The sequence below is a fragment of the Inquilinus sp. YAF38 genome (assembly GCF_052113205.1).
Lineage (GTDB): Bacteria > Pseudomonadota > Alphaproteobacteria > DSM-16000 > Inquilinaceae > Inquilinus.
In genome coordinates this window covers 45,762-65,017 of record NZ_JBFRCU010000016.1, presented here as the reverse complement: position 1 = coordinate 65,017, position 19,256 = coordinate 45,762, and the positions used below count along the sequence as shown (strand labels likewise).

The following is a 19,256-nucleotide window of genomic DNA, read 5'->3' as shown; positions in this document are numbered from 1 at the left end:
GGCGGTTCAATTCGACTGGCGGCGCAGGATCGGGGCCACCCGGTCGCGCAGCCAGGCGGCGCCGGGGTCGCGGTCGGTCTGGGCCGACCACACCATCGCCACCGCCGGCAGCCGCAGCTCCAGCGGCAAGGGCAGGGGGCTCAGCGTCAGCCCGAAGCGCGGGCCGTAGCGCCGGGCCGTGCGGGCCGGCAGGGTGGCCAGCACCGGCGCCTCGGCCGCGGTTTCCAGCACGGTCATGAACTCCGCCGACGCCATCACCACGTTCAGGCTGGCGCCGACCCGCCCCAGCGCCTCGTCCAGGCAGCCCTGCAGCAGGTTGTTCAGCGTCACCAGCGCGTGGCCGGTCGACAGATAGGTGTCCAGGTCGACCGGCGGGTCCAGCGGCAACAGCTCGCTGTTGAAGCAGCAGGCCAGCGCCTGGTCGTACAGCTGGATGCCGCGATGGCGGCTGGCGCCGTGGTCGAAGCAGCCCACCGCCAGGTCGATCTCGCCCGCATCCAGCAGCCGGTGCACCTCCTCCCGGAACACCGGGCGGCCGATGACCCGGATGCCGGGGGCGCAGCGGCGCAGCTCCGCCGTCAGGTCCGGCATCAGCAGCAGCTCCAGCTCGCTGGAGAAGCCCAGGCGGAAGATCCGGTCCTGGGTCTCGGGGTCGAAATCGTCTTCGGCCCGCAGCACCTCCTGCATCTGCTGCAGGGCCTGGCGGATCCGCGGCGCCAAAGCGCGGGCCTTGGCGGTCGGCTGCATCGCCTGGCCGACCCGCACGAACAGCTCGTCCTGCAGCAGCACCCGCAGGGTCGACAGGCTGTGGCTCATCGCCGGCTGCTGCACCTTCAGCCGGGTGGCAGCGCGGGTGACCGTCCGCTCCTCCATCAGCGCGTCGAAGGCGACCAGCAGGTTCAGGTCGAAGGAGCGAAGATCGAAATGATCGATAGAGCCCATGAGGCGGATCGATTTGATTGCTGACCCTGCGAACATTAGCTCTGGGGCCGGCGCCGTCAAGCGGCGCGCCCACAGCGGAGATGGCCCATGGGTCCCCCCAGCTTTCGTATCGGCGACGCCACCATCACGCGGATCGATGAGATCCCGCTGACCCATGGCTCGCCGGCCGAGCTCTACCCCGAGATCGATCCGGAGGCCACCGACCGGCACCACGGCCGGCTGCCGCCCGGGGCGCTGCACCCGGAGACCGGGGCGATCAGCCTCGGCATCCACAGCTGGCTGGTGCGCACGCCGCGGCACACCATCCTGATCGACACCGCCACCGGCAACGGCAAGGAGCGGCCGGCGGTGCCGATCATGCACCGGCTCGATGTGCCCTATCTGCAGCGCCTGGAAGCGGCCGGGGTGCGGCCGGAGGATGTCGACCACGTCCTGATCACCCATGTCCATGCCGACCATGTCGGCTGGAACACCCGGCTGGTCGACGGGCGCTGGATGCCGACCTTCGCGAACGCCCGCCACCATTTCTCGGCGGTCGAGCAGCGCTATGGCGAAAGCCTGACCGATCCGTCGGCGCCCGGCTTCCGTCCTGACCCGGCGCTCGGCGCACCCCATCATCCGCCGCTCGACGGCGTCTACCAGGACAGCGTCCGGCCGGTGCTCGAGGCCGGGCTGGCGGATCTGGTCGCGGTCGATGGCGGCGAGGTGCTGGATGGCATCTCCTTCCACCCGGCGCCGGGGCACAGCATCGACCACGCGGTGATCCGCCTGCGCTCGCGCGGCGAGGAGGCGCTGTTCGCCGGCGACGTGATGCATCACCCGCTGCAGGTCTACGAGCCCGGCTGGAACTCCCGCTACTGCGAGTTCCCGGAGCCGGCGCGCGCCTCCCGCCGCTGGCTGCTGGAGCATGCGGCCGAGAGCGGCGCCCTCGTCCTGCCCGGCCATTTCCCCGAAAGCTCGGCCGGCCGCATCACCCGCTGCGGCGACCGCTTCGACTGGACCTTCGCGTGACCGGAGCCGACATCATGACCACACTTTCTGACGCGCCGGCCGCCGAGATCGCGGTCGAGGATCTGATGATCCCCAGCGACACGCCGGGCATCGACCTGCACATCCGCAACAAGCGGCCGGCCGGGATGCGCAGCTTCTCGCCGGAGCGCAGCATCGTGCTGATGCACGGCGCCACCTATTCCTCCGGCACGCTGTTCGACGTGCCGGTCGGCGGCTTCTCCTTCATGGATTGGCTGGCCGGCCGCGGCTACGACGTCCATGCCGTCGATGTCCGCGGCACCGGCGGCTCGACGAAGCCGCCGGAGATGGACCGGCCGCCGGAGGAGAGCCCGCCGCTGGGCCGGACCGAAGCCGGGATGCGCGACTTCTCGACCGCGGTCGATTTCGTGCTGCAGCGGCGCGGCCTGGCGCGGACCAATATCGTCGCCATGTCCTGGGGCGGCTCGGTCGCCGGCGCCTACACCAGCCGCAACAACGCCAAGGTGGCGAAGCTGGCGCTGGTGGCGCCGCAATGGCTGAACCCGGGCCAGGCCCGGATCGACCCCGGCGGCACGCTCGGCGCGTATCGACGGATCCCGGTGCTGCAAGGCAAGGCGCGCTGGCTGGAAGGGGCGCCGGAGGCCAAGCGCGACGGGCTGATCCCGGAGGGCTGGTTCGAGACCTGGGCCGAGGCGGCACTGGCCACCGACCCGCAGGGCCGGGCGCAGACCCCGCCGACCATGCGCGCCGGCACCGGACCGATCCTCGACACGCGAGAATACTGGTCCGTCGGCCGGCCGTTCTATGATCCGGGCGCCATCAGCGTCCCGGTGCTGCTGGTCCACGCCGAATGGGACCTCGACGTGCCGCTCGCCGTCGCGCAGGACTATTTCACCCGTCTCACCGGCGCGCCCTACCGCCGGTGGGTCGAGATCGGCGAGGGCACCCACATGGTGCTGATGGAAAAGAACCGCCTGCAGGCGTTCCGGGCCATTGGCGATTTCCTGGATGAGAAGGTTGTGCCGGAGGGGTGAGGGGGCAGTTCATACATCCCTCGGATGTCGCTCGCCTAGCCTCTCCCGTTTACGGGAGAGGTCGGAGACGCGAAGCGGCTCCGGGTGAGGGCTCTTTGTCGAGGCCCGGGCCAGCCCTCACCCGGCCGTCCTTCGGACGTCCGACCTCTCCCGCCAGGCGGGAGAGGTAACGCGCTTTCTTGGTAGCGACGTCCTCACCTCTTCTCCGGCACCGCCTCCGCCGCGCCTCCCGCCTCAGCCCAGTCCTTGAAGGCGCCGAGGTTGCGGACGTCGGTGTAGCCGAAGTCCTGCAGCGCCTTGCCGGCCAGGGCCGAGCGGCCGCCGGAGGCGCAGTACAGGATCACCGTCCGGTCGCGGCGGCGGGCCGCGGGCTGTCATCTCCCGAATGGGTGGGGCGGGGGCGAACCGTACTCCTCTCAGTCCTCCGCCAGCACCGTGACCGCATCCGGTGCGATCAGCGTCCCGATCGGCTCGCCGCGGCAGATCCGCTGCATCGCGCCCGGCCGGTCGAAGGCGAAGACATGCAGCGGCAGCCCATGGTCGCGCGCCAGCAGGATCGCCGACTGGTCCATCACCTTCAGCTCCTGCGCGATCGCGTCGGCGAAGGCCAGGCTGGCGTATTTGCGCGCTGTCGGGTCGGTGCGCGGATCGGCGGTGAACACGCCGTCGACCCCGTCCTTGGCCGCCAGCACCGCGTCGCAGCGCAGCTCGATCGCCCGCTGCACCGATGGGTAGTCGGTGGTGACATAGGGCTGGCCGTTGCCGCCGGCCAGCACGACGATGGCACCCTTGGCCAGGTGGCGGTCGGCGCGCAGCCGGATATAGGGCTCGGCCATCGACGGGATCGGCACCGCGCTCATCACCCGCACCTCGGCGGACCGCGCGGTCAGCGCCGCACGCAGCATCACCGCATTGATCACGGTGCCCAGCATGCCGATGTTGTCGGCCTCCGCCCGCTCGATGTGCCAGGCGTCGGAGACGCGGCCGCGGAACACGTTGCCGCCGCCGATCACCACCGCGATCTCGATGCCCAGCGCGCGCACCGCCAGGATTTCGCCGACGATGTGGTCGATCGCGGCGGCGCCGAAGATCGACCCGTCGGCGCCGGCCATGGCGCCGCCGCTCAGCTTCAGCAGCAGCCGCTTGTAGGATTGTGCCATGGGGCCCTCCGATCGTCTCGCTGGGCACCGCTGTCGCCGGCACCGCCGCAGGATGCCCGATTTCGGATGTGTCCGGAACCCGGCCGCGCTAAAGATTTCGCCGACCTGCCGAAGGACGAGACTGATGGATTTCACGGCCCTGGACGATCGCCCCTATCCGGTGCTCGCCGACGCGACGATCCCGGAGCTCCCCGCGCATTACCGCGGCAAGGTGCGCGACAACTACGACCTGCCGGACGGGCGGCGGATCATCATCGCCAGCGACCGGATCAGCGCCTTCGACCGGATCCTGGCCTCGATCCCGCTGAAGGGCCAGGTGCTGACCCAGACCGCGCGCTTCTGGTTCGAAGAGACGCGCGACATCTGCCCGAACCACGTGCTGGAATACCCTGACCCGAATGTCGTGGTCGGCCGCCGGCTCGACATCCTGCCGGTCGAGATCGTGGTCCGCGACTATCTGRCCGGCACCACCGGCACGTCGGTCCTCACCCTGTACAAGGCCGGCCAGCGCCAGATGTACGGCGTGTGCCTGCCGGACGGGCTGCGCGACAACCAGAAGCTGCCGCAGCCGATCATCACCCCGACCAGCAAGGCCTTCGACGGCGGCCATGACGAGCCGCTGACGCCGGAGGAGATCGTGAGCCAGGGCCTGCTCACCGCGGCGCAATGGCGGCAGCTCAGCGACTACGCCTTCGCCCTGTTCGCCCGCGGGCAGGAGATCGCGGCCCGGCACGGGCTGATCCTGGTCGACACCAAATACGAGTTCGGCACCGATGCCGAGGGCCGCATCGTCCTGGCCGACGAAATCCACACCCCGGACAGCAGCCGCTACTGGCTCGCGGACAGCTATCAGGACCGCTTCGCCGGCGGCGAGCGGCCGGACAGCTTCGACAAGGATTTCGTGCGCAGCTGGGTGGCGGCGCGCTGCGACCCGTACAAGGACCCGATCCCGGAGATCCCGGTGGAGGTGATCCGCGCCACCGCCCAGGTCTATGTCCGCGCCTTCGAGACCATCACCGGCCGCCGCTTCGAGCTGCCCGACCGGGAGCGGCCGGTGCTGGAGAGAATCCGGGAGAATCTGGCGAAGTACTTCTGAGCAAGAACTTAGGCCCGCCACGCCTTCCTACTCTCCCCCTCCCCTTGCGGGAGGGGGGCAGGGGAAGGGGTCTGCGCGCGTCCGCGCGCGAATGGGCCTGCCGTCGTCCCAAAACTCGTCATCCCCGCGAAAGCGGGGATCTCGCGCCGCGATCGGAAAGAGATTCCCGCTTTCGCGGGAATGACGGCCAAAAAGTAAGAAAAGTGCCAAGGCCCCACCCCCAGCGAGGGAAGGGGGGAGAATAAAAAGAAAGGCGGCGCCGAGCCCTTACGGCGCAATCCTTTCCGCCGCCACCGCCCTGCCGTCGATCATCCCCGTCATCCGGGCCACCGCATCCATGTCGCGGTCGTTCCAAGCCAAGGCCAGAGTGCCTGTCGCCACGCCGGCCAGGGTGAGATCCGCGGTGACGTCGCCGGTCGACTGGTCCCAGCGGATCGTGCCGGACACCGCCAGGTCCTCGGCCCAGCGGATCTGATCGAGGGTGAAGCTGTGGCCGGTGTCGGAGGCCTCGAAGGTGAAGGTCCCGCCGCGCAGCCCGACGCCCTTGCCACCGCTGTTGACGAAATAGCGCGCCAGCACGTCGCCCACCGTCTCTGCCGTCGCCGCGGCCAGGCGCAGATCGGCGTCGGTCCCGGCATTGCCGGCGTCGGCGGTGGCCGGCGCCACATCGGCCGCCTTGATCGCGAAGGCCGGCACGGTGCGGATCGGCCGGATCCGCTGGGTGCAGGAGGTGTCGCCGGCATCGCCGCCCGAACGCACGAAGTTCAGCACGATCGGGGCGACGCAGCCGGTGGCGTCGGCGCCCTTCGGCGGCACGAAGATCGCCTGGTCGGTGATCGCGGTGATGTGGGTCAGGTTGCGAACCTGCACATAGGTCGCATCCGGGAACAGCCGCGCCGTCTCCAGCCCCTCGATCGGCGAGGTGACGCTGTCGATGTCGCCCGACAACACCAGCACCGGCACATTCGGGAACGCCGCCTTCGGGTCGGCGGCAGTGCCCGGGACCACACCCTTCGGCGGGGCCGGCCAGTCCAGGCACAGGTCGCGGCGTTCCCATTTGTGCGGCGAGGTGTCGACCTCGGCAATGGTGAAGGGGGCGTAGACGTCGCGGTCGGTCGCCTGCTTCTGCGCCGTGGCGCGCATCAGCTGGCGCCGCCGCTCGGACCGCGACGCATCGGCGCGGAACAGCTGCGGATAGTCGCTGCAGACCACCGAGACGTAGAGCGCGGTGGAGAAGGCGGTGGGGTCGCTGCCAGGCGTGTTCCAGGACACCGCCTCGGCCATCAGCCGGTGCAGCGGCGCCGGGTCCTTCGCGTCGAGCCAGGCGCGGGCCGCGGCGTCCAGGTCGCGGTAGAAGGTCGGGCTGCCGCCGGCGCTGTTCATGGTCAGGAACAGGGTCGGGGCGTCGACCGCGATGCCGACCGTGTTGCCGTCGCCGTCCGGCGCCTCGGCTTTGCCCGGCTTGGCCCGCAGCGCCGCCACAAGCTTTTCGATCCGGTCGAGCGACCGGCCGCCGAGCGCGCGGCAGCTGGGCGAGCGCCGGCACACCTGCTCGAAGCCGTCGCGGGCGGTGGCCCATTCGGTCTCGAACCAGGGCGACAGGCCGAGGGTCGGATAGGCACTGTCCAGCACGATGGTGCGCAGCCGGTCCGGGTGGCGCTGGGCGAAGACCTGGCCGAACCAGGTGCCGTAGCTGTCGCCGTAATAGTCGACCTCGCCGATCTGCAGCGCGTCCAGCACCGCCGCCACGTCGTCGGCGGCCAGCGTGGTGCCGTACATCCAGGCGGCCGGGCCCAACTGCTTGGCACAAGCGGCGATCGCGGCGGGCACGAACTCGCCGGCCTCCTGCAGCGCCTGGCACTGGATCGGGTCGGACAGGCCGGTGCCGCGCTTGTCGACCAGCAGCACGTCGCGCCGGCCGCGCAGCGGCTCGAACAGCCGCAGATAGCCCTCGCGCGTGCCGGTCGAGGAATAGCCCGGCCCGCCCTCCTGGGCCAGGACCACGCCCTCGGCCGGCTGGCCGGCGTCGCGATGCGGGTAGAACTCGAAGCCGATCGTCACGGTGCCGGGCAGCTTGCCGGCGGGATCCAGGGGGCGGCCGATCGTGCCGCAGAAGCCGCCGAGATCGGGCTGGCATGCGGTCAGGGTGACGCCGCCGACCTGGATCGTCGCGGCCGCTGCCGGGGCGGGAGTGGCCTGCTCCTGGGCTGCAGCACCGCCGGCGACAGCCAGCAGGGCCGCGGCGGCCCATAATCTGCCGAACATGCTCCCCCGCATGAGCCCCCCTTTTTGTCGTGACGCCGGCGGCGGGAAGGCCGCTCGCGGCTACAAGGTCCTGTGCCGGGCGCGCGACCCGCGCTCGATCGCCGACGCCACCAGCCGGTCGACCTCGAACTTGTCGCGCATCAGCTCCAGCAGGCGCAGCTCCGGCTGGCTGGCCGTGCCGTCCGCCGCCACCGAATCGCAGGCGATGGCATAGGCGGTCTCGCGCAGATGCTCCGGCAGTGCCTCGGCAATGATGTCGAGAGCGTTGTCGATGCCGTCATCCTCCTGCAGCAGCTCGATGCAGTCGCGGGTCAGCTCCGGAATGCGGTCGATGTCGAAGTCGCGGAACACCGGCAGGAACCGCACCATCTCCGACAGCGTCTCCAGCTCCGCATCGGTCATGTTCGTGTCGGCCACGGAGGCGAGCACCATGGTGTAGATCAGGGCGCCGTGGGCGTCGGTCGTCATGGCAGTCTCCGCTGGGCCTGCGAGTCGTGGGAAGGATCGTTCCGGATATGCGCGGAACGCCGCGGGGCGTCAAGGCGAGGGGGCCGCGGACAAACATTCGACAGGCTTTGCCGGCCGGCGCGCTCTTTTGCAACCCAGCCTCCCCTCGCCGCGCTTCCCCGTCCCGGCCGGGCATGGCATGAGGGGCGCCATGCAGGCGGTGATCGACGTGGCGTTGCCGGTCTTCGGCGTGATCTTCCTCGGCACCTTCGCCGGGCGCATCCGGCTGCTCGGCCGGGCCCAGTCGGAGGCGCTGAACGCCTTCGTCTACTGGATCGCGCTGCCGGCGCTGTTGTTCCTGGCCATGGCCCGCACCCCGGTGGCCGGAATCCTCAACCTCAACTTCATCGGTGCCTTCCTCGGCGGCGTCCTGGCCGTGTGGCTGCTCGGCTCGATCCTCGGCGCCCTGATCCACCGCGCCGATGCCGGCGAGGCGACGATGCAGGGCATGAATGCCGGCTTCTCCAACACCGGCTACATGGGCATCCCGTTGTTCGCCGCCGCCTTCGGCCCGGCTCGCGGCCTGCCGCCGGCGTCGCTGGCCACCGTGATCATGAGCGTCGCCTGCGTCGGCCTCGCCGTGGTCGCGCTCGAGCTGACCGGCAGCCGGGGCCGCGGCATCCTGGCGGCGCTGCGCGACGTGGCCGTGGCGCTCTTGAAGAACCCGCTGGTGGTGGCGCCGGTGCTGGGCGTGCTGTGGTCCTGGTCCGGCCTCGCCGTGCCGGTGCCGCTGGCGACGCTGCTGTCGCTGCTCGGCGCCGCCGCCAGCCCCTGCGCCCTCTTCGCCATCGGCCTGTTCATGGCCAGCCAGACGCTGCGCACCGGCCTCCGTGAGGTCGGCTGGATCTCGGTGCTCAAGCTGGTGTGGCAGCCGCTGATCACCTGGGGCCTGGCCGCGACCATCTTCCCGATGGACCCGTTCTGGACCGCCAGCGCCGTGATCCTGGCGGCGCTGCCGACCGGCGCGCTGACCTTCGTCGTCGCCCAGCGCTACGGCGTCTATGTCGAGCGCACCTCGGCGGTGATCCTGGTCTCGACCGTGGTCTCGGTGCTGACCCTGTCGCTGCTGCTGGCGGTCTACGCGCCGCAATTCCCGGCCGGCTGAAAAACAAACAAAATTTGCCGCAAACGGGCGGTGCCGGATCGCGAAAGCTGATGTTACTCTGCGGCAAACACCCAAGCCGGGAGGACCCCCTGGATGCGTGACGACGGCCCGATCCGCCAGCTTCCGAAGCGCACCATCGCCCTGGTCCTCGCCGGCGGCAGGGGCAGCCGGCTGAAGCAGCTGACCGACCGCAGGGCCAAGCCCGCGGTCTATTTCGGCGGCAAGTTCCGGATCATCGACTTCGCCCTGTCGAACTGCATCAACTCCGGCATCCGCCGCATCTATGTGCTGACCCAGTACAAGTCGCACAGCCTGCTGCGCCACCTGCAGCGCGGCTGGGGCTATCTGCGCGCCGAGATGCACGAGTTCGTCGACCTGCTGCCGGCGCAGCAGCGGGTGGACGAGGCGATGTGGTACCGCGGCACCGCCGATGCGGTCTGGCAGAACCTCGACATCTTCGAGGCCGAGGGCCCGGACCATGTCCTGATCCTGGCCGGCGATCACGTCTACAAGATGGATTACGCGGCGATGATCGAGGATCACGTCCGCAGCGGCGCCGACATCACCGTCGGCTGCGTCGAGGTGCCGCGCATGGAGGCCACGGCCTTCGGCGTGATGCATGTCAACGACCAGTGGCGCGTCACCAGCTTCCTGGAGAAGCCGGCCGACCCGCCGCCGATGCCCGGCCGCCCCGACATCGCCCTGGCCAGCATGGGCATCTACGTGTTCAGCATGCGCTTCCTGGCCGAGCAGCTGCGCCGCGACGCCGCCGACCCGACCTCGGAGCATGATTTCGGCAAGAACATCGTGCCGTTCCTGGTCGAGAGCGGCCATGTCCGCGCCCACCGCTTCTCCGAAAGCGCGATCCCGAACCCGAGCTACGTCGAGCCCTATTGGCGCGACGTCGGCACCATCGACGCCTATTGGGAAGCCAATATGGACCTGACGACGGTGACCCCGGCGCTCGACCTCTATGACCGCGACTGGCCGATCCACACCTATCAGGAGCAGCTGCCGCCGGCGAAGTTCGTGTTCGAGGATGGGGCCCGGGTCGGCAAGGCGGTGAACAGCACGGTGTCCGGCGGCTGCATCGTCTCCGGCTCCACCGTCCGCCAGTCGGTGCTGTTCTCCAAGGTGCGGGTCAACTCCTTCGCCCGGCTGCACGAGGCGGTGGTGCTGCCGGAATGCGACATCGGCCGCCACGCCCGGCTGACCCGGGTGGTGATCGACCATGGCGTGAAGATCCCCGAAGGGCTGGTGGTCGGCGAGGACCCCGAGCTCGACGCCAAGCGCTTCCACCGCACCGAGAGCGGCATCGTCCTGATCACCCAGCCGATGATCGACGCGCTGGATTGAGGTCTCGCCGACCACTCCTTTCACCGTCATTCCCGCGAAAGCGGGAATCTCTCGACCGCCTGTCTGTCCGCACGGTAAGAGATCCCCGCTTTCGCGGGGATGACGACCCATTTCTTCCAAGTGGAGGGTTGGCCGCATGAACGTCCTGCACGCGGTGTCGGAGATCTATCCGCTGGTCAAGACCGGCGGCCTGGCCGATGTCGCCGGGGCGCTGCCGCCGGCGCTGGCGGCGGCCGGGGTCGCGGCGAGGGTCCTGGTCCCGGCCTATCCCGCCGTGCTGCAGGCGATGCGCCGGCCGGAGGTGGTGCTGGAGGACCCGGCGCTGTTCGGCGGCGGCCCGGCGCAACTGATGCTGGCCGAGCTCGACGGCATCGCCGTCCCGGCCTATGTGCTCGACTGCCCCGGCCTGTTCGCCCGGCCCGGCAACCCCTATCAAGGCCCCGACCGGCAGGACTGGCCGGACAACCACCGCCGCTTCGCCGCCCTCGGCTGGGCCGCCGCCCGCCTCGGCCTCGGCGCCGATCCGCGCTGGCGGCCGGACATCGTGCACGGCCATGACTGGCAGGCCGGCCTGGCCCCGGCCTATCTGGCGTTCCAGGCGGCCGGTGCCCCCCCCCTGAACGTAAAGAGGCCGCGCACGGTCACGACGATCCACAATATCGGCTTCCCCGGCTGGTTCCCGGCCGCGACGGCGGCGGAGCTCGGCCTGCCGCCCGAAAGCCTGGCGATCGACGGGCTGGAGTATTTCGGCGGCGTCGGCTTCCTCAAGGCCGGGCTGCACTACGCCGACCGCATCACCACGGTCAGCCGCACCTATGCGCGGGAGATCCAGACGCCGGACTACGGCTACGCCCTGTCCGGCCTGTTGGCCGCCCGTGCCGCCGACCTGGTCGGCATCGTCAACGGCACCGATTACGGCGTGTGGGATCCGCGCCGCGACCCGCATCTGCCGGCGCCCTACGGGCCGGACGACCTGTCCGGCAAGGCACTGTCGAAGGCGGCGCTGCTCAAGGAATTCGGCCTGCCGGAGGATGACGGCTCGCCGCTCTTCGCCATGGTCAGCCGGCTGACCGGGCAGAAGGGCTGCGACCTGCTGCTCGAGGCGATCCCGGCGCTGCTCGCGGGCGGCGGCCGGCTGGTGCTGCTCGGCTCCGGCGACGCCGGGCTCGAGGCCGGGTTCCAGGCTGCGGCGGCGACGTATCCCGGCCGGGTCTCCGTCCGCATCGGCTATGACGAGGCGCTGTCGCATCTGCTGCAGGCCGGCGCCGACGTGCTGCTGGTGCCGTCGCGCACCGAACCCTGCGGCCTGACCCAGATGTACGCGCTGCGCTACGGCACCCTGCCGCTGGTGCGCCGCACCGGCGGCCTGGCCGACACCGTGGTCAATGCCACCCACGACGCCATCGTCGAGGACCGCGCCACCGGCTTCAGCTTCGACGACCCGACCGGCCCGGCGTTGGCCGGCACGATCAGCTGGGTCTGCGGCCTGTGGCGCGACCGGGCGCTGTGGGCGCAGCTGCAGCGCCGCGCCATGGCCCAGGATTTCAGCTGGGACCGTGCGGCGGTCGACTATGTCGCCCTCTACCGCGACCTGCTGGCGACGCCATGACCGAGGAGACCGGAACACTCCCGGCCGTCGACGGCACGCCGGTCGCCTGGCGCCGCCGCACGGGCAAAGGCGATGGCCGGCCGGGCCTGGTGTTCTGCGGCGGCTTCCGCTCCTCCATGGCGGGAGAGAAGGCGACCTTCCTCGACGGCGTCGCCGCCGACCGCGGCCTCGAATTCCTGCGCTTCGACTATCGCGGCCACGGCGCCTCCGGCGGCGCCTTCACCGATCTGACGCTGGGCGACTGGATCGCCGATGCGCTGCTGGTGCTGGACCGGCTGACCGAGGGCCCGCAGATCCTGGTCGGCTCCTCCATGGGCGCCTGGGTCGCCGCCTGCGCCGCGCTGGCCCGGCCGGGCCGGGTGGCGGGGCTGGTCGGCATCGCCGCCGCGCCGGACTTCACCGAGGATCTGATGCTGCCGGCCCTGGGCGAGATGGGCCTGGCGCGGATGCGGCGCAACGGCTTCGTCGACCGCCCCTCGGCCTATGGCGACGGCCCTTATCGCATCACCTGGCGGCTGATTCAGGAGGCGCGCTCGCACCTGCTGCTGCGCGGCCCGGTGCCCTTCGCCGGCCCGGTGCGCCTGCTGCACGGCATGGCCGACCCCGACGTCCCCTGGCGCCAGAGCCTGAAGCTGGCCGAGGCCCTGACCGGCCCGGATGTCCGCCTGACCCTGGTCAAGGACGGCGACCACCGCCTGTCCCGTCCGCAGGACCTGGCGCTGCTGGGCCAGGCGGTGGAGGAGGTGATATCGGAGGTGTGGAATCGCAGGTCGGGTTGAGCAAGGCTCAATCCAACCGAACCGTCATGGCGAGCCCCGAAGGGGCGTGGCCATCCAAGCGGTGCGCATCCCTGGATGGATCACGGCGCCGCGCGTCTCGCAATGACGGATTCCAAAGCGCCGAGAGTCGGAAATTCGCTCGATCCGTGTCAAAGGTCGACGTCGCGGAGCGGAACGTTCACCCGCTCGAACTCGATGTCGACCTTCGGTGCGGACAGAAGATATTCGGCTAGGCTTTGGCGCGGCTTGACCAGCGTCTGATACTCGGCCTCGGAAATCACCACCACCGTCGGCCGGCCGCGACGAGTCACATGTTGCGGACCTTCGGTCAGCGCCTTCTCGACCAGCTCGCTGAACCGGTCTCTCGCATCGCGCAGCCGCCAGCTCATTCGACCCTCCCGTCCAGGTGAGTGACGGCGGCCGCCGGCTCAAGGGCCAGGAACTCCTTCGTGATCGCCACCGCCTCGGCCAGGCCGATGCGCTGGACCTCGACGCCGGGCGGGAAGGCGGTGCACAGGCGGGTCGGCATCATCGGGTCCAGCAGCACGAAGACGCCGCGGTCGTCGGCCCGCCGCACCAGCCGGCCGAAGGCCTGCTTCAGCCGGAAGCGGGTCTGCATGTCGCTCCAGCGCTGCTTGCCGAAATGCAGGCCGCGGGCGCGCGACAGGATGTCGGGGCGCGGCCAGGGCACCCGGTCGAACACCATCAGCCGCAGCGCCCGGCCCGGCACGTCGACGCCGTCGCGCACCGCATCGGTGCCCAGCAGGCAGGCGTCGGTCTCGCCGCGGAAGATGTCGACCAGCGTGCCGACATCCATGCCGTCGAGATGCTGGGCATAGAGCGGCAGCCCTGCCGCCTGCAGCGCCGGGGCGATGGCGTGGTGCACCGCGCGCAGCCGGGTCACGGCGGTGAACAGCCCCAGCGCGCCGCCGCCCGCCGCCAGGAACAGCTCGCGATAGGCGGCGCCGACCTGCTCCAGGTCGTCCTTGCGCACGTCGCGCACGATCAGCACCCGGGTCAGCGCCGGATAGTCGAAGGGCGAGGCCACCTGGGCGCGGATCGCCGGGCGCGGCAGGTGGCCGGCGCCGGTGCGGTCCTCGGCCGCCCGCCAGTCGTCGGGATCGTCGCCGGCGCCGTCGGTCAGGGTGGCGGAGGTGACGACGACGCCATGCGCCTGCCGCACCAGCGCGTCGACGAAGGGCCGGGTCGGGTCGACATGGTGGCGGTAGAAGCCGAAATCGAGCTCGCGCCCCTCCACCCGCTCGATCCCGAACCAGTCGACCAGCCAGGGCGGCGTCGGCTCGCTCAGGGATTTCAGCATGCCGCGCCAGCCGCCGATCTCCATCTTCGCCCGCCGGTCCAGCGACCGGGCGGCGGCGTCCAGGCGCTGGCGCTGGTTCGGGTCCAGCGACCCGGCCTCCTCGTCCAGCCGGTCGCGGAACGCCTTGGCCAGGGCCTGCAGCGGCGCCTGCAGCTCGGCCAAGGCGGCGTCCAGGGCCAAGGCGGCGTCGACCAGCCCCTCGACCGGATCGCTGGTGTCGCATTCCAGCGTGTAGGGCCCGTCGGCGCCCTGGGCCCGGGCATAGACCTGGGTCCGGGTCAGCGCCAGGAAGCGCTCGGCCGGGCCGCGCGGGTCGTCGCCATGGATGCGCCGGCCCCAGCCCGGGCCGGGCAAAGCGCGGGCGGCGCGCTCGATGTCGTCGACCGTCGCCAGCGCCTCCTCGCCCGGCAGCAGGTCCTCGACCCGGCGCTTCAGCCCGCGGCCGCGGCTGGCCCGGCGCCCGCCCTCCTCATGGCCCAGCAGCCAGCGCCGCAGGTCGGTGGCCTCCAGCCCGGTCAGGTGCCCGGCGAAGGCGGAATCCGCCGCCTCGAACAGGTGGTGCCCCTCGTCGAAGACGAAACGGCTGGGCGCGTCGCGGTCGTCCACCCCGCCCAGCGCCGCCTGGATCATCACCAGCGCGTGGTTGGCGATGACGATCTGCGCCTTGCGCGCCCGGCGGATGCCGCGCTCGATGAAGCAGCGGCTGTAATGCGGGCAGCCGGAATGGATGCATTCGCCGCGCCGGTCGGCCAGGGCCGTGCTGTTCGGCCGGCCGATGATGTCGCCCAGCCAGCCGGGGAAGTCGCCGCCGGTCAGGTCGCCGTCGCGGGTCGCCGCGGCCCAGCGCGCCATCAGCCCCAGCGGCACCGCGTCGCGCGGGTTCAGCGCCAGGCCGCGCACCGCATCCTCGTAGTTCAGCAGGCACAGATAGTTCTCGCGCCCCTTGCGCAGCACCACCTGGCGGGCCTTCAGCACCGGGTCCGGGAACAGCCGGTCCATCTCGCCGTCGATCTGGTGCTGCAGGTTGCGGGTGTAGGTCGACACCCACACCGGCGCGCCGTTCTTCTGCGCCCAGACCGTGGCCGGGGCCAGGTAGCCCAGGGTCTTGCCGGTGCCGGTGCCGGCCTGGGCCAGCACCACGGTCGGCTCGTCCGGCGCCGGGCGGGGGGCGAAGGCGGCGGCCACGGCGCTGGCATAGTCGCCCTGCTGCGGCCGCGGCTCGGCGCCCTCGCCCAGCATCAGGGCCAGGCGGGCGCGGGCCTCGCGCGGCTCGACCCCATGCTGCGACGGCGGCGGGTTCGGCGGCTCGGCCTCCCATTCCGGCAGATGGGCCCAGATTTGGTAGGCGCCGCGCTTGCGGTGGTCCTCGACCGGCGCGCGCAGCCCCAGCGCCCGCGCCACGAAGGGCGCCCAGGGCCAGCCGGCCTCGCCCATCCGCGCCGCCAGCGCCGCCGGGTCGCTGCGCTCGTCGGCGGCCGGGATCGACAGGCCGCGCAGCAGCGTCTCGGCCAGCCGGGGCAGGGTGATCGCCGCATCCTCCAGGCTGGCCGGCACCGGCAGGCCCAGCGCTGCCGCGAGGCCGCGCGGCGTCGGCGCGCAGAACCGGCCGGGCCGGGCGAAGGCGAACAGCTCCAGCAGGTCGAAGGCGCCCATCACCTCCAGCCCACAGCGCCGGCCGACGGCCTTGGCGTGGCACAGCAGCAGCGGCGGCCCGTCGACCCGCCGGCGCAGCGCCGCCGGGTCCAGCATCATCAGCTCGCCATCGGCGGTCAGCAGCACGCCGCCCTCCGGCGCCAGCACCAGCGGCTCGGCATCCGGCAATGAGAAGGCGAGGGCGGGCGGCGCGATCATGCGCGCACTATAGGGGCGCGCCGCGCCGGCACCAGCCCCGACGCACGGGAATGGTCACGAATTGTTCTGGTCCGCTGGGATGCCTCCGCCATTCCTCACCGTCATTGCGAGGAGGCGAAGCCGACGAAGCAATCCATCGTTCCGCACGAACTGATGCATGGATTGCTTCGCTGCGCTCGCAATGACGGTGTGGGGGCGGCCCTTACCCCTGCGCCGTCGACGCCCGATAGATCTCGTCCACCGCCTTCGCCAGCGCCGCGTTGAACTCCGCATCGCTCATGTCGCGCTTCAACTCCTCGACCAGAGCGCGCGAGAAGCTGGCGATCATGCCGGGGTTGGCGGCCAGGCGGCGGCAGGCGTCGGCGCGGGTGTAGCCGCCGGACAGGGCGACCACCCGGGCCACCGCCTTGTGCGCGATCAGCCCGGCATAGAAGCCCGGCTCCTCCGGGATGGTCAGCTTCAGCATCACCTGCTGCCCGGCCGGCAGCGTGTCCAGCCCCTTCAGGATCTCTTCCCGCAGGATCCGCTCGGCCCCGGCCTTGTCGGGGCTCTTGATCAGCACCTCCGGCTCCAGGATCGGCATCAGCCCGTGGGCGGAGATCTGCGCCCCCAGCTCGAACTGCTGCGCCACCAGCGCGGCGATGCCGCTCTGCGACGCCAGGTTGGCGACCGAGCGCGCCTTGGTGCCGTAGACGCCCAGCGCCCTGGCCCGCTCCAGCAGCGCGTCCAGCCCCGGGATCGGCTTCATCAGGCTGACGCCGTCGGCCTCCGGGTGCAGTCCCTTGTCGACCTTCAGGAACGGCACCACGCCCCGCTCCTGCCACAGGAAGGTCGGCACCGGCTTACCCTCGGCCTGGCCGTCCATGGTCTTCTCGAACAGGATCGCGCCGATCACCTTGTCGCCGGTGAAGGCCGGCGCGGTCATGATCCGCACCCGCATCTCATGCATCAGCCGGAACATCTCGTCGTCGCCGCTGTAGGCGCTGTCCGGGATGCCGTACAGCCGCAGCGCGCCGGGGGTCGACCCGCCGCTCTGGTCCAGCGCGGCGATGAATCCCGGCTTCTCCGACATCTGCGCCGCCATCGCGTCCTGGGACATCCCGGTCTCCTCCTGGTTCCGGCCCGGGCGGGAGGGCTGGGCCTCGACCGCCGGCCTGTGGGCTGGCCCCCGTTGTGGCATGGCGGCGGCGGCCGGCGCAATCCTCGGCGTCCCGCCGGCCAGGGCAATCGCTTGAAGCGTCTCCGGTGGCGGATAGGGCGCAGATTACCTCTCCCGCCAGGCGGGAGAGGCAATGCAAGGCTGTCGACGTCGCACTGCTTTCACGCGATCGCCCCGACCCGCCGGCGCGCCAGCTACGAATTCACGACAACTTGTCGTTTATTCGGCCGATTCTACCTTGTGGGGCCGCCGCGCTGGGCTAGACTGGACCGACTCCTTGCCTCGAGGTCCGCCATGTCCCCCCGGTTCCCGCTGTCCCGTCGTGCCCTCCTGTCCGGCGTCGGCGCCACCGCGATGCTGTCGATGGTGCGGCCCCGCCGGGCCTGGGCGCAGGATCCGGTCAAGGGCGGCACCCTGACCGTCGCGGCCGACACCGAGCCGCGCAACCTCAACCCGGCCCTGGTCGCCTCCAACGGCGTGTTCTACGTCGCCAGCAAGGTGGTCGAGCCGCTGGCCGAGATGGCCACCGACGGCAAGCTGACCCCGCTGCTGGCCACCGCCTGGCAGGGCAGCGCCGACGGCAAGTCCGTCACCTTCGCCCTGCGCGACGGCGTCACCTGGCATGACGGCAAGCCCTTCACCTCGGCCGACGTCGCCTTCTCGGCGACGGAGCTGTGGAGCAAGCGGCAGAATCTCGGCCGGGTGGTGTTCAAGGACCTGGCAGGCGTGGACACGCCGGACGACCGCACCGCCGTGCTCCGCTTCGCCACGCCGATCCCGCTGCAGCTGGTCGAGAACGCCCTGCCGGCCCTGACCGCCGTGGTGCCGAAGCACCTCTACGAGGGCGTCGACATCGACACCAACCCGCACAACCAGCAGCTGGTCGGCACCGGCCCCTTCCGCTACGGCGAGCACAAGCCGGGCGAATACTACCTGCTGGAGCGGAACCCGACCTACTGGGCCCCGGGCGGCCTGCCCTGGCTCGACCGCATCGTCTACCGCGTGCTGCCGGACCGCGGCGCCATCGTCGCGGCGCATGAGGCGGGGGAGATCCAGCTCTCCGCCTTCTCCGCCGTGCCGCTGGAGGAGCTGGAGCGGCTGAAGGGCCTGCCGGAGCTCGCGGTGGTGCGCAAGGGCTATGAGGGCATCACCTACCAGCTGACGGTCGAGATCAACCACCGCCGCAAGGAGCTGCAGGACGTCCGCGTCCGCCGCGCCATCGCCCATGCGATCGACCGGGACTATGTGGTCGGCACCATCTTCCGCGGCTATGCCGACGCGGCCACCGGCCCGGTGCCGAAGACCGGCGTGCCCTTCTACACGCCGGATGTCCCCGCCTACGCCTTCGACCCGAAGAAGGCCGAGGCCCTGCTGGACCAGGCCGGCTATCCGCGCCAGGACGGCGGCACCCGCTTCGCCCTGCGCCTGCTGCCGGCGCCGTGGTTCGAGCAGACCCGCCAGATGGGCGACTACCTCCGCCAGGCGCTGCAGGCGGTGGGCATCGACGCGACGCTGGTGACCAACGACGCGGCCGGCCACACCAAGGCGGTCTACACCGACCATGCCTTCGACCTGGCGATCGGCTCGCCGGTCTACCGCAACGACCCGGCGATCTCGACCACCATCCTGTACCGCGGCGGCCTGCCGGCGGGCGTGCCGTTCTCGAACCAGTACGGCTATGACGACCCGGCGATGAACGACCTGATCGACCGGGCGGCGGTACAGCTCGACCGCGCCAAGCGCATCGACCTGTACCAGCAGTTCCAGGTGCGGGCGTCGGACCAGCTGCCGCTGATCGTGGCGGCGGAGTTCACCTTCATCACCGTCGCCAGCCGGCGCCTGCACAACATCGCGACCAATCCGAGATGGGCGACGTCGTCCTGGGCGGATACGTGGCTGGAGGGGTGAGATAACAAACCTTCAGCCGACAGATCTATACCAAAATCCGAATACTGTTTATATTTTGCGATCGGCGGCAATTTTTCGAATGCCTATTGAATGAGGTGATTATGGCTAACAATCTCCATATTTCATATGACCTTTATAGTCCGGGACAGGATTACGAGAAGGTAATTGAAAAAA

General features: G+C 70.8%; 15 protein-coding genes and 1 pseudogene. 8 read left to right on the top strand and 8 right to left on the bottom strand.

The genetic code is table 11. The features are described from left to right. Positions 1-6 precede the first annotated feature (6 nt). Positions 7-942, bottom strand: coding sequence for a LysR substrate-binding domain-containing protein (locus AB4Z01_RS10005; RefSeq protein ID WP_441692947.1), 936 nt, complete (start codon positions 940-942; stop codon positions 7-9). Between the two features lie 87 nt (positions 943-1,029). Between AB4Z01_RS10005 and AB4Z01_RS10000 the strand changes: the two genes are divergently transcribed. Together AB4Z01_RS10000 and AB4Z01_RS09995 are read left to right on the top strand one after the other, a co-directional pair. Further along, a complete protein-coding gene (locus AB4Z01_RS10000; protein ID WP_441692945.1) occupies positions 1,030-1,953 on the top strand; it encodes an MBL fold metallo-hydrolase in 924 nt (307 codons plus the stop codon). Positions 1,954-1,967: 14 nt separating this feature from the next. Further along, positions 1,968-2,966, top strand: coding sequence for an alpha/beta hydrolase (locus AB4Z01_RS09995; RefSeq protein ID WP_441692942.1), 999 nt, complete (start codon positions 1,968-1,970; stop codon positions 2,964-2,966). 194 nt (positions 2,967-3,160) lie between these two features. Here AB4Z01_RS09995 and AB4Z01_RS09990 read toward each other — a convergent pair. Further along, a pseudogene (locus AB4Z01_RS09990) lies at positions 3,161-3,313 on the bottom strand (rhodanese-like domain-containing protein); the annotation flags it as partial. A 69-nt stretch (positions 3,314-3,382) separates the two neighbouring features. After that, positions 3,383-4,126 (bottom strand): UMP kinase, encoded by a 744-nt coding sequence (gene pyrH, locus AB4Z01_RS09985; RefSeq protein ID WP_441692940.1) that lies wholly within the window; start codon positions 4,124-4,126, stop codon positions 3,383-3,385. A gap of 124 nt (positions 4,127-4,250) precedes the next feature. Between pyrH and AB4Z01_RS09980 the strand changes: the two genes are divergently transcribed. After that, a complete protein-coding gene (locus tag AB4Z01_RS09980) occupies positions 4,251-5,222 on the top strand; it encodes a phosphoribosylaminoimidazolesuccinocarboxamide synthase (RefSeq protein WP_441692938.1) in 972 nt (323 codons plus the stop codon). A gap of 267 nt (positions 5,223-5,489) precedes the next feature. On the opposite strand, the gene AB4Z01_RS09975 is transcribed toward AB4Z01_RS09980, so the two are convergent. Then, positions 5,490-7,487 carry an alpha/beta hydrolase gene (locus AB4Z01_RS09975; RefSeq protein ID WP_441692935.1) on the bottom strand — a complete coding sequence of 666 codons (1,998 nt, stop codon included), beginning with the start codon at positions 7,485-7,487 and terminating at the stop codon, positions 5,490-5,492. 60 nt (positions 7,488-7,547) lie between these two features. After that, positions 7,548-7,955: a tellurite resistance TerB family protein gene (locus tag AB4Z01_RS09970; RefSeq protein ID WP_441692933.1), complete on the bottom strand. Its 408-nt coding sequence runs from the start codon at positions 7,953-7,955 to the stop codon at positions 7,548-7,550. Between the two features lie 190 nt (positions 7,956-8,145). On the opposite strand from AB4Z01_RS09970, the gene AB4Z01_RS09965 reads away from it, so the two are divergent. From AB4Z01_RS09965 to AB4Z01_RS09950, 4 genes are all read left to right on the top strand, one after another. Next, positions 8,146-9,099: an AEC family transporter gene (locus AB4Z01_RS09965; RefSeq protein ID WP_441692930.1), complete on the top strand. Its 954-nt coding sequence runs from the start codon at positions 8,146-8,148 to the stop codon at positions 9,097-9,099. Between the two features lie 93 nt (positions 9,100-9,192). Further along, positions 9,193-10,455: a glucose-1-phosphate adenylyltransferase gene (gene glgC, locus AB4Z01_RS09960; protein ID WP_441692927.1), complete on the top strand. Its 1,263-nt coding sequence runs from the start codon at positions 9,193-9,195 to the stop codon at positions 10,453-10,455. Positions 10,456-10,591: 136 nt separating this feature from the next. Further along, positions 10,592-12,064: a glycogen synthase GlgA gene (glgA, locus tag AB4Z01_RS09955; RefSeq protein WP_441692925.1), complete on the top strand. Its 1,473-nt coding sequence runs from the start codon at positions 10,592-10,594 to the stop codon at positions 12,062-12,064. Next, a complete protein-coding gene (locus AB4Z01_RS09950) occupies positions 12,061-12,843 on the top strand; it encodes an alpha/beta hydrolase (RefSeq protein WP_441692922.1) in 783 nt (260 codons plus the stop codon). The genes glgA and AB4Z01_RS09950 overlap by 4 nt, the downstream gene beginning before the upstream one ends. Positions 12,844-12,992: 149 nt before the next feature. Here AB4Z01_RS09950 and AB4Z01_RS09945 read toward each other — a convergent pair whose 3' ends face one another. The 3 genes from AB4Z01_RS09945 to AB4Z01_RS09935 all read right to left on the bottom strand — a co-directional run bounded on the left by AB4Z01_RS09945 (position 12,993) and on the right by AB4Z01_RS09935 (position 17,114). Continuing rightward, entirely contained in the window at positions 12,993-13,232 is a 240-nt protein-coding gene (locus AB4Z01_RS09945; RefSeq protein ID WP_441692919.1) for a type II toxin-antitoxin system prevent-host-death family antitoxin, read from the bottom strand. Beyond that, entirely contained in the window at positions 13,229-16,015 is a 2,787-nt protein-coding gene (locus AB4Z01_RS09940; RefSeq protein WP_441692918.1) for an ATP-dependent DNA helicase, read from the bottom strand. The genes AB4Z01_RS09945 and AB4Z01_RS09940 overlap by 4 nt, the downstream gene beginning before the upstream one ends. Before the next feature lie 202 nt (positions 16,016-16,217). Continuing rightward, on the bottom strand, positions 16,218-17,114 hold the full coding sequence (locus tag AB4Z01_RS09935; RefSeq protein ID WP_441692915.1) for a fructose bisphosphate aldolase: 897 nt from the start codon (positions 17,112-17,114) through the stop codon (positions 16,218-16,220). A gap of 354 nt (positions 17,115-17,468) precedes the next feature. Between AB4Z01_RS09935 and AB4Z01_RS09930 the strand changes: the two genes are divergently transcribed. Further along, positions 17,469-19,082, top strand: coding sequence for an ABC transporter substrate-binding protein (locus AB4Z01_RS09930; protein WP_441692913.1), 1,614 nt, complete (start codon positions 17,469-17,471; stop codon positions 19,080-19,082). Positions 19,083-19,256 lie beyond the last annotated feature (174 nt).

What these genes read in the sequence shown, in the direction of transcription:
- AB4Z01_RS09970 (WP_441692933.1), bottom strand. Translation starts at nt 7,955, where the DNA reads ATGACGACCGACGCCCACGGCGCCCTGATCTACACCATGGTGCTCGCC.
- AB4Z01_RS09950 (WP_441692922.1), top strand. Translation starts at nt 12,061, where the DNA reads ATGACCGAGGAGACCGGAACACTCCCGGCCGTCGACGGCACGCCGGTC.
- AB4Z01_RS09975 (WP_441692935.1), bottom strand. Translation starts at nt 7,487, where the DNA reads ATGTTCGGCAGATTATGGGCCGCCGCGGCCCTGCTGGCTGTCGCCGGC.
- AB4Z01_RS09935 (WP_441692915.1), bottom strand. Translation starts at nt 17,114, where the DNA reads ATGTCCCAGGACGCGATGGCGGCGCAGATGTCGGAGAAGCCGGGATTC.
- AB4Z01_RS09995 (WP_441692942.1), top strand. Translation starts at nt 1,968, where the DNA reads ATGACCACACTTTCTGACGCGCCGGCCGCCGAGATCGCGGTCGAGGAT.
- glgC (WP_441692927.1), top strand. Translation starts at nt 9,193, where the DNA reads ATGCGTGACGACGGCCCGATCCGCCAGCTTCCGAAGCGCACCATCGCC.
- glgA (WP_441692925.1), top strand. Translation starts at nt 10,592, where the DNA reads ATGAACGTCCTGCACGCGGTGTCGGAGATCTATCCGCTGGTCAAGACC.
- AB4Z01_RS10005 (WP_441692947.1), bottom strand. Translation starts at nt 942, where the DNA reads ATGGGCTCTATCGATCATTTCGATCTTCGCTCCTTCGACCTGAACCTG.
- AB4Z01_RS09940 (WP_441692918.1), bottom strand. Translation starts at nt 16,015, where the DNA reads ATGATCGCGCCGCCCGCCCTCGCCTTCTCATTGCCGGATGCCGAGCCG.
- pyrH (WP_441692940.1), bottom strand. Translation starts at nt 4,126, where the DNA reads ATGGCACAATCCTACAAGCGGCTGCTGCTGAAGCTGAGCGGCGGCGCC.
- AB4Z01_RS10000 (WP_441692945.1), top strand. Translation starts at nt 1,030, where the DNA reads ATGGGTCCCCCCAGCTTTCGTATCGGCGACGCCACCATCACGCGGATC.
- AB4Z01_RS09930 (WP_441692913.1), top strand. Translation starts at nt 17,469, where the DNA reads ATGTCCCCCCGGTTCCCGCTGTCCCGTCGTGCCCTCCTGTCCGGCGTC.
- AB4Z01_RS09965 (WP_441692930.1), top strand. Translation starts at nt 8,146, where the DNA reads ATGCAGGCGGTGATCGACGTGGCGTTGCCGGTCTTCGGCGTGATCTTC.
- AB4Z01_RS09945 (WP_441692919.1), bottom strand. Translation starts at nt 13,232, where the DNA reads ATGAGCTGGCGGCTGCGCGATGCGAGAGACCGGTTCAGCGAGCTGGTC.